Genomic DNA, 19810 nt, shown 5'->3' with positions numbered 1-19810 from the left:
GCGAAAATGTTACAAGGGAAACAGGCTTATTTCATATTGGAATGCAATGGTTTCCCGTACACATATTACTGAGCAAACGGAGGGGTTAGCTATGACCGATAATTTGAAATATCCTATCGGACTTTGCGTAACGAATAAAGAACTGAGCGGAGATGAGCGGACAGCATTAATCGGCGAAATCCGCAGCCTGCCTTCGAAACTGCGGCAAGCCGTCAGCGGATGGTCCAAAGAGCAGCTGGACACGCCTTATCGGCCGGGCGGCTGGACCGTCCGTCAAGTCGTGCACCATGTCGGAGACAGCCACATGAACAGCCTGATTCGGCTTAAACTTGCTTTAACCGAGGATAATCCGGTGATAAAACCTTATGAGGAGCAATTATGGGCTGAACTTGCGGATTCCGCGCTGCCTGATCCGGAGATTTCCCTGAATCTGCTGGAGGCGCTGCATGAACGGTTTGTGCTTGTTCTGGAAAGCTTGAACAGCGACCAGTGGCTCAGAACATACAACCATCCGGCGAACGGAGAAACCAATTTGAACGAGCATCTATGCACGTATGCTTGGCATGGCAACCACCATCTTGCGCACATCACGACCCTCAAAGAACGAATGGGCTGGTAAGGCGGGATTCAGGTTCTTCGGTATGACGCCCTTCCTCAAATGAAATACTAACCAAAATGGTATGATTGAGGCAGGTGTTCTCATGAGTAAAATCTTGTCCATCTACGGCAGAGATGTGAAAAACATTGTCACGAACTGGGCCGCGCTCGTCATCATCGCCGGCCTTGTTATGCTTCCTTCCCTGTACGCCTGGTTCAACATCAAGGCATCCTGGGATCCCTACGGCAATACCGGCGATATTGCGATTGCCGTCGCGAACAACGACAAAGGGACGACGATGAAGGGACAGTCGCTGAATCTCGGCAAGGAGGTCGTCGCCTCGCTGAAGGACAATCATAAGCTGGGCTGGAGGTTCGTCTCCGAGGCGGACGCCATGAGAGGCGTCCGGCACGGGGATTACTATGCGAGCATCATCATCCCGGACAATTTTTCGGCCTCGATTGCCACGGTGCTGTCGGACAACCCGACCCACGCCGAAATTTTGTATTATGTGAACGAAAAGATCAATGCGGTATCCCCGAAGATTACATCTTCCGGAGCCAGCGGCATCATCCAGGAAGTCAGCAAAAATTTCGTCAAAACCGCCAACGGCACGATTTTTAAAATTTTCAACGAGCTTGGCATCGAGCTGCAAAATCAGCTGCCGACCATTGAGAAGGTCCGCTCGCTGGTGTTTGAGCTGGAGAAAAATTTCCCGGAAATCAACCAAGCCGTAAACACGGCGGCGCAGGACATCCATACGACCAACGAGCTGGTATCCAAAGCTCAAGGGGCGCTGCCCATAGTGACCGACCTGGCCAAGAACGGGCAGCAGTTGGCGGCTGGTCTGGACGATTTTATGGGCAAGGCTTCCACGGCTGCCAAGGATATCGCGCCGAACGTAAAGCAGGATCTGCTGCTTCTGCAGCAGACTTCCATGGCTACGGAGCAGCTGACCGCGCTCCTGAAGGATCCCGACGTCGATCCGAAGACTGCGCTTGATGCGCTGGACCGGATATCCTCCAGGTTAACTACCGGCCTGGAAGTGCAGGAAGCGCTGATCAGCTGGTTCGACCGGCTGAACCAGACCGCAGGCGGCCGACTGGATTTCGTCAGCTCCAAGCTGAAGCAGGTCCGGGACAAAATGCAGTCTCAGCTGACGCTTGTCAATCAAATCCGCAGCGGGGTAAAGAAAGGCGAGAAACCGGCCATGGATCTGGTGAATAAGCTGAACACAATCTCCGGCGACGTATCCGATCTGTTAGGGGACATCCTCGGGCGGTATGACAGCGAAATTCAGCCGGCGATCGAAAGCGGGCTGCAGAAGGCGGTCAAGTCCGCCGCCGAAGCGAAGAAGGTGATGGATTCTGCCGTTCAGAGCCTGCCGGACGTCAAGAAGGTGCTGTCCGACGCTTCCAAGGGATTGGCGATCGGCACGCAGGGCATTTCCGTCATCCAGAAGGAGCTTCCGGGCGTGGAAGCCAAAGTCAAGGAACTGGCGGACCGGATGCGCAAATTCGAATCGGAGGGCAACCTGCAGGAAGTCATCGACCTGCTGAAAAACAACTTCCAGCAGGAAGGACAGTTCTTCGCCGAGCCTGTCGTGCTGAAGGAGAATCAGCTGTTTCCGATACCGAATTACGGATCCGCCATGTCGCCCTTCTTCTCAACGCTGGCCCTCTGGGTCGGAGCGACGCTGCTCGTATCCCTGGTGACGACGGAAGTGCATTCGCCTGCAGCCGGAACGGATTATAACAGCATCCAGATTTATTTCGGGCGGTTTCTGACCTTCCTGACGCTGGCGCTGCTGCAATCGGTCCTCGTCACGGCAGGCGATATCTTCCTCTTGGGAACCTATGTGGTGGACAAAGGCTGGTTCATCTTATTCGGATTGGTCAACAGCGCTGTCTTTATGCTGATCGTCTACACCCTCGTTTCCGTGTTCGGCAATGTCGGCAAGGCGCTTGCCATCGTTCTGCTGGTGCTGCAGCTTGCTGGATCAGGCGGAACCTTTCCTATTCAGACGACACCGCCGTTCTTCCGGGCGATCCATCCGTTCCTTCCGTTTACCTACGGCATCAGCATGATGCGCGAAGCGGTGGGAGGCATGATCTGGAGCGTCGTTCGCAGCGATCTGCTCATCATGTGCGTGTATGTCGTGATCACGCTCGTGATTGGTCTTGCGCTGAAAGGGATCATCAATCAGCTTGCCGCTGGCCTCGTCAAGAAAGCGAAGGAAAGTAAACTGATTCATTGATCACGGTATAAAGGTATAAACCAAACAAGCCTCCCCAGCAGTCAAGCTGCTGATGGGAGGCTTTATGATTCATGCCTATTTCATTATTGATCCAATGTATAAGGTGCAAGGCCGGTAGGCATCGGTGCAGGAGGCGTGCAGGTGCTTTGCATCTCGTAATGCTTTTTCTCATCCGAAGCATCATGGAACGCCCACATGGCTTCCAGCACATGGTACGCCAGCTCACCGGAAGCCCGGTGAGGACGACCGCTCTGCAGCGCGTACGCCATGTCGGCTGCGGCGATGCCGCGTGTATTCTCCGCGTAGCCGAACAGCAGCGGCTGTTCCTTCCACTCGGCTTCGCCGGCAATCCGGTACTGCACCTTGCCGCCAAAGTTGTTCGGATCGGGTACGCGCAGCGTTCCTTTCGTGCCGTAAATTTCGATGTTCGGCAGATTGCTGCCGCCGAATACGTCAAAGCTGGTGATGATCGTTCCAATCGCACCTTCGGCGAACTGGATCAGCCCAGCGACGTGGGTAGGGATTTCCACCGGTATTTTTTGACCGTATTTTTTGGAACTGGTGATCGTTCTTTCTTCCAGCGCCTTGCCGGTCATACCCGTGATGGTCTTGATCGGACCGAGCAGCTGCACGAGTGCGGTCAGGTAGTACGGCCCCATGTCGAACATCGGTCCTCCGCCGGCCTGATAATAAAATTCGGGATCCGGATGCCAGGTCTCGTGACCTCCGCCGAGCATAAATGCCGTGGCAGCGACCGGACGTCCGATCAGCCCATCCTGGATCACTTTGAGGCAGGTCTGAATTCCGGCGCCATAGAACGTTTCGGGCGCGCAGCCCACGCGCAGGCCTTTTTCCTTGGCGAGCTGGAGCACCTTCTGTCCATCTTCACGGGTGACGGCCAGTGGCTTTTCAACGTATACATGCTTACCGGCCTCAAGAGCCTGCAGGCAGACCGACGCATGCGCAGCAGGGATCGTCAGGTTGATCACGATTTGAATTTCGGGATCCGCGAGCAGCTCTTCAGGGGAATACACTCTGGGTATGCCGAATTCGGCTGCTTTTTCTGCGGCACGCTCCTTATCGATGTCAGCGCAAGCTACCAAATCCAGCACATCGAATTTTTTGCAGTTTTCCATATAAATGCTGCTGATTTTCCCGCAGCCGATAATGCCTACTTTGATCTGCTCCAAGAATAACCCTCCCCTTAATATTGGCTGTCTGCCATGCCGTTATATGCTGTCTCCGGCTTCCAGTCGGAGCCGGCTTCTTTGCCTTCGGCGGCCCATACGAAGCCGCGTCTCATCATTTCCTTCACCTGTGGCATGTCGACGATATCCGCATGGTGCCCGAGCGAATTGTAGAAGACGCGTCCACCGCCCCAGTACTTCGTCCAGACTACCGGCATGTCAACCGGTTTGTTGGCCGAATGCGGGCCATGAACGACCGGGAAGCGGGTCGTGGCGTGAACTTCCACCGCAGGATCCACATGCAGGTAATACTGCTCGCTCGCGACCTCGAAGTCCGCGATCCCCTGCAGCAGGGAGCCTTCCTCTTCGTCTGTCACGTTAACCATGTATCGAACCCCGTCATTCCCCGGGTGGGCGACCCACTGTCCGCCAGTCATGAACTGCCAATCGACCTGCGTCCGGAAGGAGTCGCACATGCCGCCGTGGCAGCCGGCAAGGCCCACACCGCTCTGCACGGCCTCCGACACGTTGCTCACCAGCTCATTCCGGATTTCTCCCATCGTCCAGCAAGGGACGATCAGATCAAGACCGAGGAGCTTCTCCTTGTCGGCAAACGCTTCCAGCGTATCCGATACTTCTACTTCAAACTGCTCGGCTTCCAGCACGTTTTTGAAAATCTCTGCCACCTGCTTGGGCTCATGGCCATCCCATCCGCCCCATACGATCAGTGCTTTTTTCATGCGGCACGCTCCTTGTCTATGCTTGATATGCTCGCTACTCGTTATTCAATATCTTCGCCTGATTGGCTTACATTTCCGAAATTTCCACCCAGCGCCGCTCCTCGACGGAACGCTCCACCGCCTCAAGCACCGCCTGACATTTCACACCGTCGTGGAAGTTCGGGGAAGGCTGTCTGTCCTCGTGAATCGCTTCCATCAGCTCCAGCATTTCATGCGTAAACGTGTGCTCAAAGCCGATGGTGTGTCCGGCAGGCCACCAAGCATGCGAATACGCGTGAGCGGCGTCGGTCGCAAGCACCCGGCGGAAGCCCTGCACATCCTCCTGGTCGTCGGTAAAGTACACTTCCAGCTCGTTCATCCGCTCAAAATCAAACTTGACACTGCCTTTGCTGCCGTTGATCTCGAACGAGTTCGTGCTGCGGTGTCCCGCCGCAAACCGGGTCGCCTCAAAGCTACCGAGCGCGCCTCCTGTGAACCGGGCCATAAACAGGGTTGCATCATCGACGGTCACTTTGCCCATCGGTCCGCCCAGACTGCCTTTGGCGCTGAGTCCGGTCATATTTTCTGCGAGCGGTCTCTCCTTGATAAACGTTTCGCTCATGCCGATGACTTCCTGGATATCGCCGACGAGGTAGTGGGCCAAATCGATCAGATGGGCCCCAAGATCGCCGTGAGAGCCCGAACCCGCGATATCTTTCTGCAGCCGCCATACTAACGGGAAGGCAGGGTCCAGAATCCAGTCCTGCAGAAACCAGGCGCGGAAATGATAGATCTGTCCCAGCCGGCCGCTTTCGATCAGATTTTTGGCCAGCCGGACCGCAGGCGAGAACCGGTAGTTAAAGCCGACCATGTGCTTCACTCCCGCCTCCTCTGCAGCCTTCAGCATTTCACGGGAGTCGGCAAGCGTCAGGGCTAGCGGCTTCTCGCAGAAAATATGCTTCCCTGCCTTGGCGGCAGCCAGCGCGATGTCCTTATGCGCATCACTCGGCGCGTTGATGTCGATCAGGTCGATGTCATCCCGCGCCACCAGGTTTCGCCAATCCGTCTCCGTTTCGGCCCAGCCGTACTGCCCGGCCGCCTGCTGAACCGCATCGGCATCACGGCCGCAAATCGCCGCCATCTGCGGCTGAATCGGCGCCTCCGGGAAAAACATGGGCAGCGCCCGGTACGCATTGCTGTGGGCCTTCCCCATAAATTTGTAGCCTACCATGCCAATTCGCAGCGCTTTCATTTCCATCCGAATTCCTCCATCTCTTTGGTATATTGGACTTTCTGGCTCATTAGAGCCGCAGATTCTGGGACGATGCCCGGATGACCAGCTCCGTCGGAAGCATGATCCGAAAGGGTTCACCCGAAGCCGATGCTCCCTGCTCCAGCCGCTTCAGCACTTCAGCGACCGCAATTTCCCCCATTTCATAAAAAGGAACCTTTACGCTGCTCAGTTCAGGCGTCGTTACCTGTGAAGCATCCGAATTGTCATAGCCGAACATGGCCGGAAAACGCTCTTCAGACAGCCCAAGATCCCGGAGCCCCTGCATCAAGCCGATGGCCATCCGGTCGTTTGCGGCAAAGACGGCATCCACCTGATCGATGACCTTCATTAATTCGGAAGCAGCGGTGATGCCGCTGCTGCGGCTGAAGTTTCCGCTGAAGATCAGTTCCTCCTCCAGCACCAAACCCGCCTCGGCCAGCGCTTTCTCGCAGCCTTGAAGGCGATCCCGGCTGTTGGAGTAGGTCAACGGCCCGTTCATGAACGCGATCCGGCGATATCCCTGTTCGATCAGATGGCGGACCGCCATATAGCTGCCCTGTACATGGTCTGCATCGACCTCACTGAAGGGCTCGCCTTCAAAGTGCTGATTGATCAGGCAGAAAGGCAGTCCTTCCTCTGCGAGACGGCGAAGGGCCAGCAGTTCTTCCGGATCATCCTTCGCCCCCAGGATGATGCATGTATCGATTTTATGCGCATGAAACCAGCGGACATAATCCATGGACTCGCCGGGCGTCTGAAACAGCAGCAGGATATCATGACCCAGCTCCCTCGCTTTGCTGCCGATTCCGCTTAAAATTTCCGAGAAGAAAAAGCTCGAAAACATATGCACCTTCGGCACATATGGAAGAACGACACCAATGTTGCCGCTGCGGCTGGTCGCAAAATTACGGGCCAATGCACTGGGAACGTAATTCAGCTTCTTGGCAGCTTCCATGACGCGTTGTCTCGTTTCTTCTTTCATGGGGCCAACTCCGTTGAGCACCCGCGACACCGTCGCTTCCGATACCCCGGCTAGCTCGGCCACCTCTTTGCGGGATGCGATGGCAACTCCCCCTTTTCCGAATGATGTACGCGCGTACATTTTCTCACCTAACCATCCTATTGTCAAGGCAAGTTTTTCAAAAAAACGCTCCGATTTCGGCGGTTTAACCAAATAAAAAGCGACCGAACCGGAGACTTCCCGCTGGGTCGCTTTTTATTGAATCGATGACTATATCAAATTTCCGATCTCGTCAGCCAAACTTTAATTCTGGCAATCACTTCATTGATGTTCAGCGGTTTGCTCAAATAGTCGGAAGCGCCGGCCGCCAAGCACTTATCCCGATCCTCTTTCATCGCCTTGGCGGTCAACGCAAGGATCGGCAGATCGGTCATCTCCAGCGTCTGGCGGATATTCCGCATCGTCTGGTAACCGTCCATTTCAGGCATCATAATGTCCATCAGGATCATATCGATATCCGGTTCGGCCTGAAGCAAGTCCAGGCACTCGTATCCGTTCTGTGCGGTGAGCACCTGCATATTATATCTCTCCAAGGCATTGGCCAGCGCATATACGTTTCGAATGTCGTCGTCAACAACGAGGATTTTCTTCCCATCGAACAAGGCCGAGTCTTCCAGGAACATATCCTCTGCGGCCGGCGGATCGGTGGCAGGCTCCTCCGCATAAATCCGACTTCCCACAGGACGCGCAGCCTGCGCCGAAGCCGTACTTAACGGACCGGAGATGGCTGCCGCTGCCTCGGCTTGCATCACCAGCATCGGCGACTCATCGACATACTCGGTCTGGTAAGGGAGGTAAAGGGTGAACGTGCTTCCTTTGCCGGGTTCGCTCTCCACGACCAGCTCTCCTCCCAGCAGTTTGGCGAATTGAAGCGAGATGGACAGTCCGAGTCCTGTGCCGCCATATTTCCGCGCCGTTGCTCCATCCGCCTGTTTAAAGGCCTCGAAGATCACCTGCTGCTGCTCCTCGGTAATTCCGATTCCGGTATCGCGAACCGCGAAGGCCAATGTCTCATAAGGCATGGAAAACTGCGGGGTCGAAACCGAGTCGAGCTTGTATATGCTTAAAGACACTTCCCCGCGTTCGGTAAATTTGAACGCATTGGACAACAGGTTCCGCAATATTTGATGGAGTCTTAACTCGTCGCTGAAAAAGACGTCGCCTACGTTCGGCGCGATTTCGACTTTGAAGTCCAGCGACTTGGCCTCGGCCGTTTTGGCAAAGTAGCGGTACATGATCTCCGGCAGTTCACCCGCGTTGATCGAGCTGATATCCAGCTGGATCTGTCCCGATTCTACCTTGGACAAATCCAAAATATCGTTGATCAGCCGCAACAGGTCCGTACCGGAGGAATGGATGACGTTGGCGTAATTGACCTCTTCCTCCTGCAGCGTTCCGTTCTTGTTCTCCGACAAAATCTGGGACAGAATAAGCATGCTGTTCAGCGGAGTGCGCAACTCGTGCGACATGTTGGCCAAAAACTCGGATTTATAATTGGAACTGAGCTTCGCCTGTTCCGCGTATTTTTCCATCTCGGCCGCCGCTTCCTCCGCCTGAGCTTTCTGATACTCCAGTTTATCATTCAAGCTTTGGAGCTCGTCGGTTTGCATCTGCAGCTCTTCGGACTGAACCTGCAGTTCTTCCGTCTGCACCTGCATCTCCTCAGACTGGGCCTGGAGCTCTTCATTCATCGTCTGGGCTTCCATATACAAGCGCTGGATTTGCGCTCGGTTGATCACGCTGTGCATCGTGACGCCAACCGTATCCAAGAGCTGCCGCAGCATGTCCAATTGGTGCTTGCTGAACGTCACCAGCGCGGCAATTTCGATCACAGCCAGCGTCCTGCCCTCGAACACGATCGGAGCAACAGCAAGATAGGTCGGAACGGCGCTCCCCAATCCCGAGGAGATGTGTATGTAGTTGTTCGGTACCCGGTCCAGTGTGATCATGCTCTGATCGGCGGCACACTGGCCGACAAGTCCCTGACCCCAGGCGATGACCGATTTGCCTGCCTCACCCTCGTGTTCTCCTGCATAGGAAGCGAGCCGCACCAGCTCCTCCTCCTTGGCTTCGTACAATACGATATAAGGCACCTGGAAAATCGAAGCGAGCCGATTGACAAACACGCGGCTTAGACTGGCCAGGCCCGCTTCGTTCTGAAGCAGTGTAGCGGTGGCGGCAATCTGCTCCTTCATTTCATTCTGCTGCTGCACTTCCCGAAGCAGGTCGTTCGTTGCACTGCCGAGTTCTGCGATTTCATCGCGCGTGCGGGTATGGATGCGCTTGTTCAAATTGCCGCCTGAGGCGATTTCACGAATTGTGCCCGTAACTTCCTTGATCGTCGTAACGATATTTCTTGAGATCAGCACGGCTGCTGAGATGGATATGGCCGCGAGCACAATCCAAAGAAGATAGATGATCGTGATCAGTCTGCGGTTATTGTCCTCAAGCGTCTGCACCCGCTCGCTCGTCAGCCCTTTCTCCGTGTCCAAAAACGCCGTTAATTTTTCCCGCATGGCGTCCATTTCCGGCTTGCCCGGGTCACGTTGGAAAAATGTCCGGACTTCAGCATCCTGACCGCTGCGCTTCATCTCAATGGACGGCTTGCCTGCGATCTCAATCCATCGGTCGATATTCGCCTTGATGTCCTCCAGATTTTTCTGCTGCTCAGGGTTGTCCGCCAGCAAACGATACAGCTGGTTGTACTCGCTCTCCCATTTCGAGCTGGCCGCCGTGTACGGCTCCAGATAGCTCGTGTCTCCCGTGATCATATATCCGCGCTGGCCTGTCTCCATGTCCAGCAAGGACTTTTCAATGTTGTGGGCCAGGTCATGGACCTCGATGTCATGCTGGCTGATAAAATCGGTTTCCCGCTGCAGCGAAGCAACCCGGCTCGAAATCACTCCCAGGAACACCACAACGCACACGAGCACAAAAATATATCCAAGAATAATCTTGGACCGAATGCTGAGCCTCATCTTTCCTAACAAAATCGAAACCTCCATCCAACGGGTGTTCTCTTTCTTCTAATAACTATAGAGTGACCAGTTCATTCAATATAGTATTTTAGAACTTGTTGGAACGAATATCAATAACTAGAGTTATCATCAAGGCAGGATAAACCGTTGACGGGCGGCATCGCTGAAGCCCGCTGCAGGTGGTTTCCAGTGGATCCGCCAAAGCAGTCCTTTGTATATTCGTATGTAAAACGTATGGATAACAACTGTGTCCATTATCGTCTAATCGATGATTCTCCTGCTCGGATTCAATAGATTCCCCACGTTGCTTCAGCAAAAAAGAGGCCTCCGCGGCTTTAACCGCGAAGGCCCTCTTCCCCTCATCTTCAAGATATTATCCCAGGACAACCCTGTCGTCGGACAGCTTATGTCCGCTGATTTGCTCGAATTCAGCCAGCAGCTCTTCGACGGTCAGCGTCTTTTTTCGCTGTTCGTTGATGTCCAGAATGATTCTGCCTTTGTCCATCATGATCAAACGGTTGCCGAGCCGGATCGCCTGCTCCATATTGTGCGTGACCATCAGGGTCGTCAGGTTCAGCTCCCGAACAATCCGGTCGGTGAGCCGCGTGATCAGCTCCGCCCTTGCAGGGTCCAGCGCCGCGGTATGCTCATCCAGCAGCAAAATTTGCGGCTTGGTGAACGTGGCCATCAACAAGCTGAGCGCCTGACGCTCTCCTCCGGACAGCAAACCGACCTTCGCCCGCAGCCGCCCTTCCAGGCCGATGCCGAGCTTGGACAGCTCTTCCTTGAACATCGCCCGCCGGCCGGACTTGATGCTCAGCCCCAGTCCTCTCTGCTTTCCTCTCGTATAAGCCATTGCCAGGTTTTCCTCGATCGTCATGTGGGGAGCGGTGCCCGCCATCGGATCCTGGAATACGCGGCCGATCCAGCGGCTCCGGCGGAATTCCGGAAGCTGGCTGATCACCGCTCCCTCGATCCGCACATCCCCTGCGTCGGGCTTCATGACGCCGGAAATGATGTTCATGAGCGTGGACTTGCCCGCCCCGTTACTTCCGATCACCGTGACGAAGTCGCCGGGATTCAGCTTCAACGAAATGTCGTGCAGCGCAATTTTTTCATCCGGCGTGCCCGGATTAAACAGCTTCGATACTCTGCTCAGCTCCAGCATCAGAAATCACCTCCAACCGTCCGGCCTGTTCTGCTGCCCAGCTGGCTGGACAGCTCTTCCGTTCGGCGCTTGGCCAGCTGCTTCTGACGAAGAGCGCGCCTTGCGGTTGGAAGCACCAAAGCGATGATCACGATGATGGCTGTGATGAGCTTCAGGTCGGACGTATCGAGCCATTCCACCCGGAGCGCGAGCGCCACGACGATCCGGTACACGATCGCCCCGAGCACGACGGAAATGGTCGTATGGATCACATTCGTCGCTCCGAATATCGCCTCACCGATAATGACGGAAGCCAGCCCGATGACGATCATGCCGATCCCCATGGAAATATCCGCGAATCCTGACTGCTGGGCAACCAGTGCGCCGGAGAGGGCGACCAGTCCATTGGCCAGACTGACGCCGAGAACCGTCGTCGTATCCGTGTTGGCGCCGAAACTGCGGATCATCCGTGCGTTATCTCCCGTTGCGCGTAATGCAAGCCCCAAATCGGTCCGCAGGAACAGATTCAGCAGAAGCAAAATCAGGATCACCGCGATCGGCATCGTAATGAAAGCGTTCACGGATGAAAAAACGGTGCTTTCCCCAAGCAGGGACGTGTTCGGTTTTCCCATAATCCGCATGTTGATCGAATACAGCGCAATCATCATGATAATACCGGATAACAGTGCATTGATTTTCCCCTTGGTATGGAGAAGTCCCGTACAAATTCCCGCGAGAAGCCCGCCGCCGAACGCCGCCAGGCTTGCCAGCCAAGGATTGTAGCCGTGGGTAATCATCACGGCGGCGATTCCACCGCCGGTGGTGAAGCTGCCATCCACCGTCAGATCCGGAAAATCAAGAATGCGATAAGTGATATATACGCCGAGCGCCATCAGCGAGTACAGCAGCCCGAGCTCAAGTGCTCCCAGTAGTGAATCCAGCATGGTGTCAGCCTCCCTTATGACGAAGGGAGTGGACGAAGATTCCGGCCACTCCCCATCGCTCGATTACTGAATAATATCGTTTTCTTTGTCCGTTACTTTGTCTTTCATGGCGTCGGTTACTGTGATTCCTTGCGCTTCAGCCGCCTTCAGGTTCAGAATCAGGTCCAGCTTCTCCTGCATCGTCACTTTCATATCGCCCGGCTTCTTGCCGTTCTTCAAAATATCGACCGCCATCTGGCCTACCTGGTAGCCATGGTCATAGTATTTAAAACCGACCGTAGCAAAGGCTCCCTTCTCGACCGTATCCCGGTCGCTGGAGAAGAACGGAATGTGCTTCTCGTTCGCCAGCTGGATAATGGAATCCACGCCGTCAACGACGGTGTTGTCCAGCGTAATGAACAGCGCATCCACCCGTCCCACCAAGGACTCGGCAGCCTGCTTCACTTCCGATGTGTTCGTTACTGCCGCGCGCACCAGCTTGATGTTATGCTTTTTCAGCGTTTCCTCGGCATTTTTGGCCATCACGATCGCGTTAGGCTCGCCTTCGTTAATGACGATCCCGACGTTCTTCACGTTCGGGAAGCTCTCAGCGATGAAGTCCATCAGCCGTTGAACCGCTTCCGGATTCGTGTCCGAGCCTCCGGTTACGTTGCCCCCTGGCTGATCCAGATTCGAGACGATCTTGGCATCCAGCGGGTCGGTAACTGCCGCGAACAGCACCGGCGTATCTTTGACCTGCTGTACCAGGGCTTGCGCCGAACCGGTAGAAATACCAAGAACGAGATCATTTTTACCGGAGGCGATCTTTTGGGCAATGGAAAGGTTGTTAGCCGGATCTCCCTGCGCGTTGTTGAAATCGATCTTCAGGTTATCGCCTTCCGTAATCCCCGCATCCTTCAATGCGGCGATGAAGCCCTCGCGCGTGGCATCCAGGGAAGGATGCTCGACGATTTGCGAAATGGCTACGGTGTAGGTCTTTTTGTCTGTGCTACCTGCATCGGTCCCGGTCCCGCTACCTGACCCGGCTTCACTGGACTTGGTGCCCGAGTTTCCGCAGCCGGCCGCCATGGTTACGAGGAGTGCGGACATCACGACGGATAATAGCAAATTTCTCTTTTTCATGTTCATAACCCCTTCCGATTCTCTTCTTTAGCACTTTCATATACGAAAGCATTAAAGTAAATAAGTGCGAAAAATACCGTATCGGGCGGACACACGGGTGCATGAACTGCCTGCCCGGATATTTTTCATAGAATTAAATAACCACTGGATTATTCATTATCATAAGGGGCACTGCCAATATACGTCAATCAATAAGTTGCAAAAAAGTACAGGTTTTTCCGGGCTTTTGCAGCCTTACGCTTCCAGCTCCCGGACAAGATCCTGCAGCTTCATCTCCGACATGCTGGGAATCATCATATCATAGCCTTCAAAAGGGAAGGTCTGGGTCATCGAATTAGGCACGATCACCGTATGTACGCCTGCTCCTTTGGCTGCAATAAAGCCGTTAAGCGAATCCTCAAAAGACACCGCCTGATCCGGGGTTACTTCCAGCTTCTGCAATGCCAGCAGGTACAGCTCGGGATCCGGTTTGACCTTGGACACGAGGTCCGCCGTACAAATAACATCGAAGTAAGATTCCAATTCGAATTTGTTGAAATATGGCTCAATCCAGTTGTAATAAGAGCTTGATGCCAGCGCGATCTTCAGCCCGAGCCGTTTGGCCTCCGCTAAATAGTCCTCAACCCCCGGTCTGACTTCAACATCCTTGAGCAGCTCCCGGTAGATGACATTGACCTGTTCCTTGACCAGGGCCGGATCCACTTCCCTGCCCAGGCACTCGGACAAATACGTATACGGATTAAATACATCGAAATTGGTGCCGACGCACTTCGCGTACGTCTCCAGCGGCAGTTCTGTGCCATGCTCCCGGTAAATCTCACAGAAAGCGTGATAGGCCGGCGTTTCGGTATCGACGATGAGACCGTCAAAATCAAAAATCAATGCTTGAATCAAGCCGTTCACCCCTTCTTTATCTTAGTCGATGGGCTGTAAAGCCGCATTAATAGATTCGCCTTGCGGCAGGGCTATTCCTCCCTGATATCACCATGTAGTCAAACAGGCCGCGATTCAGGAACCGCAGCCTGTGCACAAATATAAAGCTGTCATTCGGAGCTTACATTCTGCTGATCTCCACTTGGCCAAGCAGCCGGCGGAAGGTGTCCGGATCGACGCTGCCGGCCATGGCCGATAAGGCGTTCGCCGTCCCCGCGGCAGCGGCCATAGCGATGCCCTCCTCGGCGGGGAGCTGCTTCAGCAGCGACACGGCCATGCCCGCCACAAAAGAATCACCGCAGCCTACCGTATTGACCACCTGAATCGGAGGAGTCACGGCACGATAACGTCCCTGCGAAGTGACGGTCAGGGATCCGGCACCCCCGAGCGACACGCAGACGCGCTCCATCCGGTACTCGCGGAGCAAGTCTTCCATCGCCCGGAGCAGCTCCTGCTCATCCCGGATGCCCGTGCCAAGCAGAGCAGCAACCTCTTCTTCGTTGGGCTTGATCATATCCGGATTTGCCTGCAGTCCGAATCGGAGCGCGTCACCGCTGGCGTCAAGAATCACATATGCCCCTTCCTTCTTGGCCGCGCCGACAAGACGGATGTAATAATCGGCCGGGGCCCCGGCCGGCAGGCTGCCGCTGATGCAGACGACTTTCGATGTACGTGCCAGTGCGGACATCGTCTGCACCATCGCGTCAAGTGCCCGGTTATCCACCACCGGACCGGGCTCCAGAAGCTCTGTCGACGACCCGGTCTCTTCATCGATGATGTTGAGGCATAGTCTCGACTCCCCTTCCACGGCGACAAATTGATGCGCAATGCTCATATCATCCAGCTGCTTCTTGATGATTTCCCCGTTCATGCCGCCGACGATGCCCGAAGCGGTAACCTCTGCCCCGAGCTGTGCGGCGACTTTCGCCACATTAATGCCTTTCCCCCCGGGGGCTGCCAGATATTGTCTGACCCGGGATACCTTCCCGTGCGGAAATGCCGGCAAGTAGTATGTTTTGTCAATGGCTGCGTTCATCGTTACGGTCGTTATCATAAGATCCCATCCCATCTATGGCTTGATTTCGCAAGGCAGCTCCGATGCCTGTATCTCCGCCGTGTGGTGCCATCTGCCTACATATTTCAATGTTTGGAAAGCTTTGTTCCAGCTTGGGGTTGACGAATGCAGGCTTCCGGACGAGCCCGAAACCACGAGCACGATTCCTCTATATAGCACGACCCTGCCGATTTCATTGCGGATAAACCATGGCTGCATTCCTCATAGACCTGCAAAACATGGGAATTCTATGTATGCCGGCACCTCACGCTGCAGGTGAACGGTCAGATTTATACTCAGGAGGCAATAGAGCTATGAAGTGGATGTCCGCCGTATTCGTCAAATCCGTCGCCTTGTCCCTCGCGCTGTCTCTCTCGCTGCTCGTTGCCGAGCCGGACCCTTCCGTTGATCCTCCCTACGCCAAGTGGGGCCTGATCGCCGTGAAGGAAGCCCAGAAAAAATACAACTCGGAAATTACGGATTACCTGCATATCGGACGCATCAATCTGTCGCCGACGGAAGCGGAAGAAACGTTCAAGCTGCTCCTTAGCCGGCAGGGCATGCCGGCAGCTGTGCTCGCTACCGTCCGGTTTAACACGGTGACCGAAAGACTGATCTCCATTAAGTTCAGAGATACACAGCCTTAAAACCGATCCTTAACAGGCAGGCTCGTTCAGATCGTCAGCTGCTCCAAATGCTTGACGCAGTTGAATAGCCCGCATTCCCAGCTCTCTTCGATCTTTCGGATGACGGTGATGGATGTGTTATGCAGATGCTCGGATGTGTCCGTGTGCGGAATCAGAACAGGAAGCAGCGTGCCGATCAGCGCCCCATGACTTACCACGAGGACGCGATCTTCAGGATGGCTGGCGCAAATGTCCATGACCGCTTCCATTCCTCTGGCAATCATCGAGTCGTCGGTCTCGATCCCGAGATCCAGCGAAGCCCAATCATAACCCCATCGAAGCACCCGGTCTTCCTCGACCGTCCCTTCAATCTGACCGCAGTGGATTTCCCGCAGCCGCGGATCGACCTGGACGGTGAGCCCCAGCGCGGCCGCAATCGTTTCGGCGGTTTCCCGCGCCCGCGACAAATCGCTGGCATAGACGGCGTCCCACCGCTCTTTCTTCAGCCGTGCAGCCAAGGCTCTTGCCTGGGCCCGCCCGGTTTCGTTCAAAGGGATATCCGTCTGGCCTTGCGCCCTGCGCTCGATGTTCCAATCCGTGATGCCGTGCCTTACAAATCCGATCGTCGTCATTTGCCAACATCCTCCTTGTCGTAAAACTTCATATGGCCCTTCGTCTCCCGATAATAGGCGAGCCGATCCGCAAGCGTGCCGGTATGGAGCTCAAACCGATGCCCGTCCGGGTCCAGGAAATATACCGAGAGCTTGTCCCGCTCATCCCGCTGCCTGCCCTCAAGTATGCGAACGCCGTAACTCTGCAGTCGGGACAGCCAGGCTTCGAAATCCTGATCTTTCACCGTAAAGGCGATATGAGTATACGTCGATGGTGTATCCCCCCGCTCCGCATCCTCCTGATTCAGCGCAATCCAGAGTCCGGCTAGATCAAAGTAAGCCAGCTTCCGGCCCTGCACGAGCAGCTGGGCGCCCAGAACGTCCCTGTAAAAAGCGATGGACCGATCCAGATCCGAAACGGAAAAACAAAAATGATTCACACCCTGTATGTTCATGATTCCTCCTGCATTCAGCCTTTTCGTACCCACACAGCTGGCCGTTAACAAGGCTAATCCCACACCTGATCCAGCTTATCGGCATAAAAGGCAATCGCCTTCCGGTACGCTTGGATCCCGTTGTCCGCGCTGGTTTCCGCAAGCTGCCCGAGGAGCTCCTCCATTGCAGCGGCATGCTCCCCTAAATTGTAAAGAGCCATGGCGTAAAAAACAGAAAACTCCCTGCGTTCGGGAAACTTCTCCATCGCCTGCTTCAACAGCGACTTTGCGTCCTCATATCGTCCCAGCGTACGGTATGTACTGCCGAGCCCAAGCATCGCCCCCGCCAGCTCTTCGTCCTGCAGTCCGAGCGAAATCGCCTTTTCATAATAAGGCACGGCTTCCTTCTCCAAGCCAAGCACGTCGTGGGTCCATGCGGTCTGATACAAGATCTCCGGCTGCTCAGGCTGTTCCGCCAGCAGGGAAAGCCAAATTTCCCTGGACTGCTCGGCATTCCCTGACTGCCGGAGCGTTACGGCGTTCCTGAAGGTGCGGCGCCCGGCAAAATCCTCTCTTCCGGCCCTGAAAACGATCAAGTGGCCGTCCCGCAGGTGGTTCTCCCGAAAACCGAGCCTTCTCAGAACCTTTTGCGATCGAGGATGATCCTGCTCCACATGGGCTTCGATCTCATCCAGCTTCATCACTTCAAAGCCGGCCTTCATCAATTCTTCAAGCGCCTCAGGCATATAACCGCTGCCCCAATACTCTGGTGACAGATCATAGCCCATTTCCGCCCTTGCTCTCTCGCCGTCCTGGACCCAACAATGGAATCCGCAGGTGCCCATAAACGTATCGTTCTCACGGTCAAATATGGCATACCTGCAGCCGGAACTGCGGGTGAGCGCAATAATTTCGTCCGCTTCCTCCAGGCTCACCAAAGGCTCAATATCCATGAACCGGGTGACTTCCGGGTTGGAGAACAACCGAAAGACGTCTTCCCGGTCCTCCGGCTCAAGCGGCCTCAACCTCAGCCTTTCCGTATGCAGGATAGGGTACTGTACATCACGCATCGCTGGGCCCCCTTCATGTTGATATTTTTGCAAAAAACGCCGGATTACCATACTGCATATAGCACCAAAAATATATATTGACAAAATAACGGTTTTGTGTTATAATAAAATATTTATTTTGACAACTTAGTTCCCTGTCCGTAATATAGACTCTGTCTTGAAATCCATGAGTTGGAATTAGGGAGGAATCGAAGGATGAGTACGAACCAAGCTGCCACAAGCGTGTTAATGCTGGACGTATCCGCCGTCATGATGGGCAGCGTTAACACCGTTCACCCTGCGGTCATTACGGATGGAAACGATACGCTCCTGATTGACACCGGCTACCCCGGTCAGTATCCCCTCTTGCGGGAAGCGATGAAGTCCCATGGCCTATCGATCGATTCGATTACCCATGTCATCATTACGCATCAGGATCTGGATCATATCGGCAGCCTGCCGGCCATACGCCAGCACGCCCCTCGTCCGGTCGAAGTCATGTCCAGTCAAGAAGAAAGGCCCTATATTCAGGGTGAAAAGCGTTTGATCAAGGTAACCACGGAGGCGATCGAACGGGCCAAAGCGTCTCTGCCTCCGGAAGTACCTGCTGAGTGGCGTAATGCCTTTATTTCTACGCTGGAGAATCCACCCCGGTCACCTGTCGACACAATCATCCATGAAGGGGAAGAGCTCCCCATCTGTGGCGGCATCGTCGTGATTGGCACACCGGGGCACACTCCCGGGCATATCAGTTTATACCATCGGCCGACCCGGACGCTGATCGCGGCCGACGCCCTCCGGGTCGTTGACGGAGAGCTGCATGGGCCGGATGCCGACACGACCGTCGATATGCCGCTTGCGACGCAGTCCATCGCCCAACTGGCCGCCTACGACATATCATCCGTTATTTGCTACCACGGCGGAAAACTTGAAGGACCCGTTGTACAGCGGCTACTGGAGCTAAGCGGAACGCAGCGTTCCCTTTAGAAAGAAGGATCAGCGGCCCGTTCGAAGCCGGCGACCTGAGTGCTGTAATAGTCGTAAGCTCTATGCATTTTTGCCATATATTCCGGATCCCCGCTGGAACAGGCAAAACGGATATCTCCTCCGCGCTGCGTTCCGGACGTTCCCGTTTTCTTAAGAATATAGTCCAGCCTCCGCACCGTCCCGGCGCTCCCGTCAATGATCTCAATATGCGGCGGCAGAATCTGCCTCAAGATCCGGGTATAGAAGGGATAATGCGTGCATCCGAGCACTAGGGTTCCGTATTCCTCCAGCCGGTAATCGGCAAATTTATCCAGAAAATACCGTGTCATCCGGTCCGGGTCGAACTCCAGCGCTTCGCAGTATCCGACCAGCTCGGGGAGCGGCAGGGAGTCTACGATGCTGTGGTCATCCACCCTGGAAACGAGCTGGGTGTATTTAGACTGGTGCAGGGTCAGCGGGGTTGCCGCCACCAGCACCCTTTTCCCGGTCAGCCGGTTCATTTCAACTGCGGGCTTAACCGCAGGCTCCATCCCGATGATCGGAATGTCGTATTCCCGGCGAAGCTCCTCCGCCGCGGCGCTCGTCGCCGTATTGCAGGCAATGACAAGCGCTTTGATCTCGTCCTGCAGAATCATGTCCACGGACTGGCGGACATAATCCAGAACCTGATCCTTTGTCTTGGTTCCGTAAGGAACGTGAAGCGTGTCTGCAAAAAATAAAAAGTCTTCGTTGGGCAGCTGCTTTACGGCTTCAGACAGCACGGTCAGTCCGCCGAGGCCTGAATCAAAAAGCGCAATTCGCATGTTGTTCACCTGATTTTTCTTAATAATTGCTCCGGGCGCATATCCATGGCTGCCCGGCGATGTTCCA

At 54.9% G+C, this 19810-nt stretch carries 18 protein-coding genes; 4 read left to right on the top strand and 14 right to left on the bottom strand.

Annotated elements, in window-relative coordinates; genetic code table 11:
- Positions 1-91 precede the first annotated feature (91 nt).
- Together MKY74_RS16375 and MKY74_RS16370 are read left to right on the top strand one after the other, a co-directional pair.
- On the top strand, positions 92-619 hold the full coding sequence (locus MKY74_RS16375; protein ID WP_076167733.1) for a YfiT family bacillithiol transferase: 528 nt from the start codon (positions 92-94) through the stop codon (positions 617-619).
- 82 nt (positions 620-701) lie between these two features.
- Positions 702-2855, top strand: a complete 2154-nt coding sequence (locus MKY74_RS16370) for a YhgE/Pip domain-containing protein (RefSeq protein ID WP_076167736.1) — start codon at positions 702-704, stop codon at positions 2853-2855.
- 83 nt (positions 2856-2938) lie between these two features.
- Here MKY74_RS16370 and MKY74_RS16365 read toward each other — a convergent pair whose 3' ends face one another.
- The 10 genes from MKY74_RS16365 to pfkB all read right to left on the bottom strand — a co-directional run bounded on the left by MKY74_RS16365 (position 2939) and on the right by pfkB (position 15233).
- Positions 2939-4045, bottom strand: a complete 1107-nt coding sequence (locus MKY74_RS16365; protein ID WP_076167738.1) for a Gfo/Idh/MocA family protein — start codon at positions 4043-4045, stop codon at positions 2939-2941.
- 14 nt (positions 4046-4059) lie between these two features.
- Positions 4060-4782, bottom strand: a complete 723-nt coding sequence (locus MKY74_RS16360; protein WP_076167741.1) for a ThuA domain-containing protein — start codon at positions 4780-4782, stop codon at positions 4060-4062.
- Between the two features lie 67 nt (positions 4783-4849).
- Positions 4850-6013 (bottom strand): Gfo/Idh/MocA family protein, encoded by a 1164-nt coding sequence (locus MKY74_RS16355; protein WP_076169501.1) that lies wholly within the window; start codon positions 6011-6013, stop codon positions 4850-4852.
- Positions 6014-6062: 49 nt separating this feature from the next.
- On the bottom strand, positions 6063-7136 hold the full coding sequence (locus MKY74_RS16350; RefSeq protein ID WP_076167743.1) for a LacI family DNA-binding transcriptional regulator: 1074 nt from the start codon (positions 7134-7136) through the stop codon (positions 6063-6065).
- A gap of 134 nt (positions 7137-7270) precedes the next feature.
- Positions 7271-10045: a CHASE3 domain-containing protein gene (locus tag MKY74_RS16345; protein WP_144025351.1), complete on the bottom strand. Its 2775-nt coding sequence runs from the start codon at positions 10043-10045 to the stop codon at positions 7271-7273.
- A 361-nt stretch (positions 10046-10406) separates the two neighbouring features.
- The gene (locus MKY74_RS16340) at positions 10407-11201 is read right to left on the bottom strand and encodes an ABC transporter ATP-binding protein (protein WP_076167745.1); all 795 of its coding nucleotides are present in this window, start codon (positions 11199-11201) and stop codon (positions 10407-10409) included.
- Positions 11201-12124 (bottom strand): ABC transporter permease, encoded by a 924-nt coding sequence (locus tag MKY74_RS16335; protein ID WP_076167748.1) that lies wholly within the window; start codon positions 12122-12124, stop codon positions 11201-11203. The genes MKY74_RS16340 and MKY74_RS16335 overlap by 1 nt, the downstream gene beginning before the upstream one ends.
- 63 nt (positions 12125-12187) lie before the next feature.
- Positions 12188-13246 (bottom strand): ABC transporter substrate-binding protein, encoded by a 1059-nt coding sequence (locus MKY74_RS16330; protein WP_076167750.1) that lies wholly within the window; start codon positions 13244-13246, stop codon positions 12188-12190.
- 234 nt (positions 13247-13480) lie between these two features.
- Positions 13481-14140, bottom strand: a complete 660-nt coding sequence (locus tag MKY74_RS16325; protein WP_084203755.1) for an HAD family hydrolase — start codon at positions 14138-14140, stop codon at positions 13481-13483.
- A gap of 160 nt (positions 14141-14300) precedes the next feature.
- The gene (gene pfkB / locus MKY74_RS16320) at positions 14301-15233 is read right to left on the bottom strand and encodes a 1-phosphofructokinase (protein WP_076167753.1); all 933 of its coding nucleotides are present in this window, start codon (positions 15231-15233) and stop codon (positions 14301-14303) included.
- 314 nt (positions 15234-15547) lie between these two features.
- On the opposite strand from pfkB, the gene MKY74_RS16315 reads away from it, so the two are divergent.
- Positions 15548-15880, top strand: a complete 333-nt coding sequence (locus tag MKY74_RS16315) for a DUF3889 domain-containing protein (protein ID WP_076167758.1) — start codon at positions 15548-15550, stop codon at positions 15878-15880.
- A gap of 26 nt (positions 15881-15906) precedes the next feature.
- Here MKY74_RS16315 and MKY74_RS16310 read toward each other — a convergent pair whose 3' ends face one another.
- Genes MKY74_RS16310 through MKY74_RS16300 form a run of 3 tightly spaced genes read right to left on the bottom strand, consistent with a single transcriptional unit; the run spans position 15907 to position 17974 of the window.
- The gene (locus MKY74_RS16310) at positions 15907-16491 is read right to left on the bottom strand and encodes a histidine phosphatase family protein (protein ID WP_076167761.1); all 585 of its coding nucleotides are present in this window, start codon (positions 16489-16491) and stop codon (positions 15907-15909) included.
- A complete protein-coding gene (gene fosB / locus MKY74_RS16305) occupies positions 16488-16925 on the bottom strand; it encodes a metallothiol transferase FosB (protein ID WP_076167763.1) in 438 nt (145 codons plus the stop codon). The genes MKY74_RS16310 and fosB overlap by 4 nt, the downstream gene beginning before the upstream one ends.
- 53 nt (positions 16926-16978) lie before the next feature.
- Positions 16979-17974, bottom strand: a complete 996-nt coding sequence (locus MKY74_RS16300) for a tetratricopeptide repeat protein (protein WP_341012507.1) — start codon at positions 17972-17974, stop codon at positions 16979-16981.
- Positions 17975-18169: 195 nt separating this feature from the next.
- On the opposite strand from MKY74_RS16300, the gene MKY74_RS16295 reads away from it, so the two are divergent.
- Positions 18170-18940 carry an MBL fold metallo-hydrolase gene (locus tag MKY74_RS16295; protein WP_076167766.1) on the top strand — a complete coding sequence of 257 codons (771 nt, stop codon included), beginning with the start codon at positions 18170-18172 and terminating at the stop codon, positions 18938-18940.
- Here MKY74_RS16295 and murI read toward each other — a convergent pair.
- Entirely contained in the window at positions 18937-19743 is an 807-nt protein-coding gene (gene murI, locus MKY74_RS16290; protein WP_076167769.1) for a glutamate racemase, read from the bottom strand. The genes MKY74_RS16295 and murI overlap by 4 nt on opposite strands.
- Positions 19744-19810 lie beyond the last annotated feature (67 nt).

The sequence above is a fragment of the Paenibacillus sp. FSL R5-0378 genome (genome assembly GCF_038009285.1).
Classification (GTDB): Bacteria; Bacillota; Bacilli; order Paenibacillales; family Paenibacillaceae; genus Paenibacillus_AQ; species Paenibacillus_AQ favisporus.
Note: the sequence above shows the minus strand (reverse complement) of the source record. Positions and strands in the feature narration are given on the sequence as shown.

Excerpts from the sequence above, each read along its gene's own strand:
- MKY74_RS16310 (WP_076167761.1), bottom strand. The coding sequence starts at position 16,491 with ATGACGACGATCGGATTTGTAAGGCACGGCATCACGGATTGGAACATC.
- MKY74_RS16335 (WP_076167748.1), bottom strand. The coding sequence starts at position 12,124 with ATGCTGGATTCACTACTGGGAGCACTTGAGCTCGGGCTGCTGTACTCG.
- MKY74_RS16370 (WP_076167736.1), top strand. The coding sequence starts at position 702 with ATGAGTAAAATCTTGTCCATCTACGGCAGAGATGTGAAAAACATTGTC.
- pfkB (WP_076167753.1), bottom strand. The coding sequence starts at position 15,233 with ATGATAACGACCGTAACGATGAACGCAGCCATTGACAAAACATACTAC.
- MKY74_RS16300 (WP_341012507.1), bottom strand. The coding sequence starts at position 17,974 with ATGCGTGATGTACAGTACCCTATCCTGCATACGGAAAGGCTGAGGTTG.
- MKY74_RS16355 (WP_076169501.1), bottom strand. The coding sequence starts at position 6,013 with ATGAAAGCGCTGCGAATTGGCATGGTAGGCTACAAATTTATGGGGAAG.
- MKY74_RS16330 (WP_076167750.1), bottom strand. The coding sequence starts at position 13,246 with ATGAAAAAGAGAAATTTGCTATTATCCGTCGTGATGTCCGCACTCCTC.
- MKY74_RS16350 (WP_076167743.1), bottom strand. The coding sequence starts at position 7,136 with ATGTACGCGCGTACATCATTCGGAAAAGGGGGAGTTGCCATCGCATCC.
- MKY74_RS16340 (WP_076167745.1), bottom strand. The coding sequence starts at position 11,201 with ATGCTGGAGCTGAGCAGAGTATCGAAGCTGTTTAATCCGGGCACGCCG.
- MKY74_RS16295 (WP_076167766.1), top strand. The coding sequence starts at position 18,170 with ATGAGTACGAACCAAGCTGCCACAAGCGTGTTAATGCTGGACGTATCC.
- MKY74_RS16315 (WP_076167758.1), top strand. The coding sequence starts at position 15,548 with ATGAAGTGGATGTCCGCCGTATTCGTCAAATCCGTCGCCTTGTCCCTC.
- MKY74_RS16360 (WP_076167741.1), bottom strand. The coding sequence starts at position 4,782 with ATGAAAAAAGCACTGATCGTATGGGGCGGATGGGATGGCCATGAGCCC.
- MKY74_RS16375 (WP_076167733.1), top strand. The coding sequence starts at position 92 with ATGACCGATAATTTGAAATATCCTATCGGACTTTGCGTAACGAATAAA.
- murI (WP_076167769.1), bottom strand. The coding sequence starts at position 19,743 with ATGCGAATTGCGCTTTTTGATTCAGGCCTCGGCGGACTGACCGTGCTG.
- fosB (WP_076167763.1), bottom strand. The coding sequence starts at position 16,925 with ATGAACATACAGGGTGTGAATCATTTTTGTTTTTCCGTTTCGGATCTG.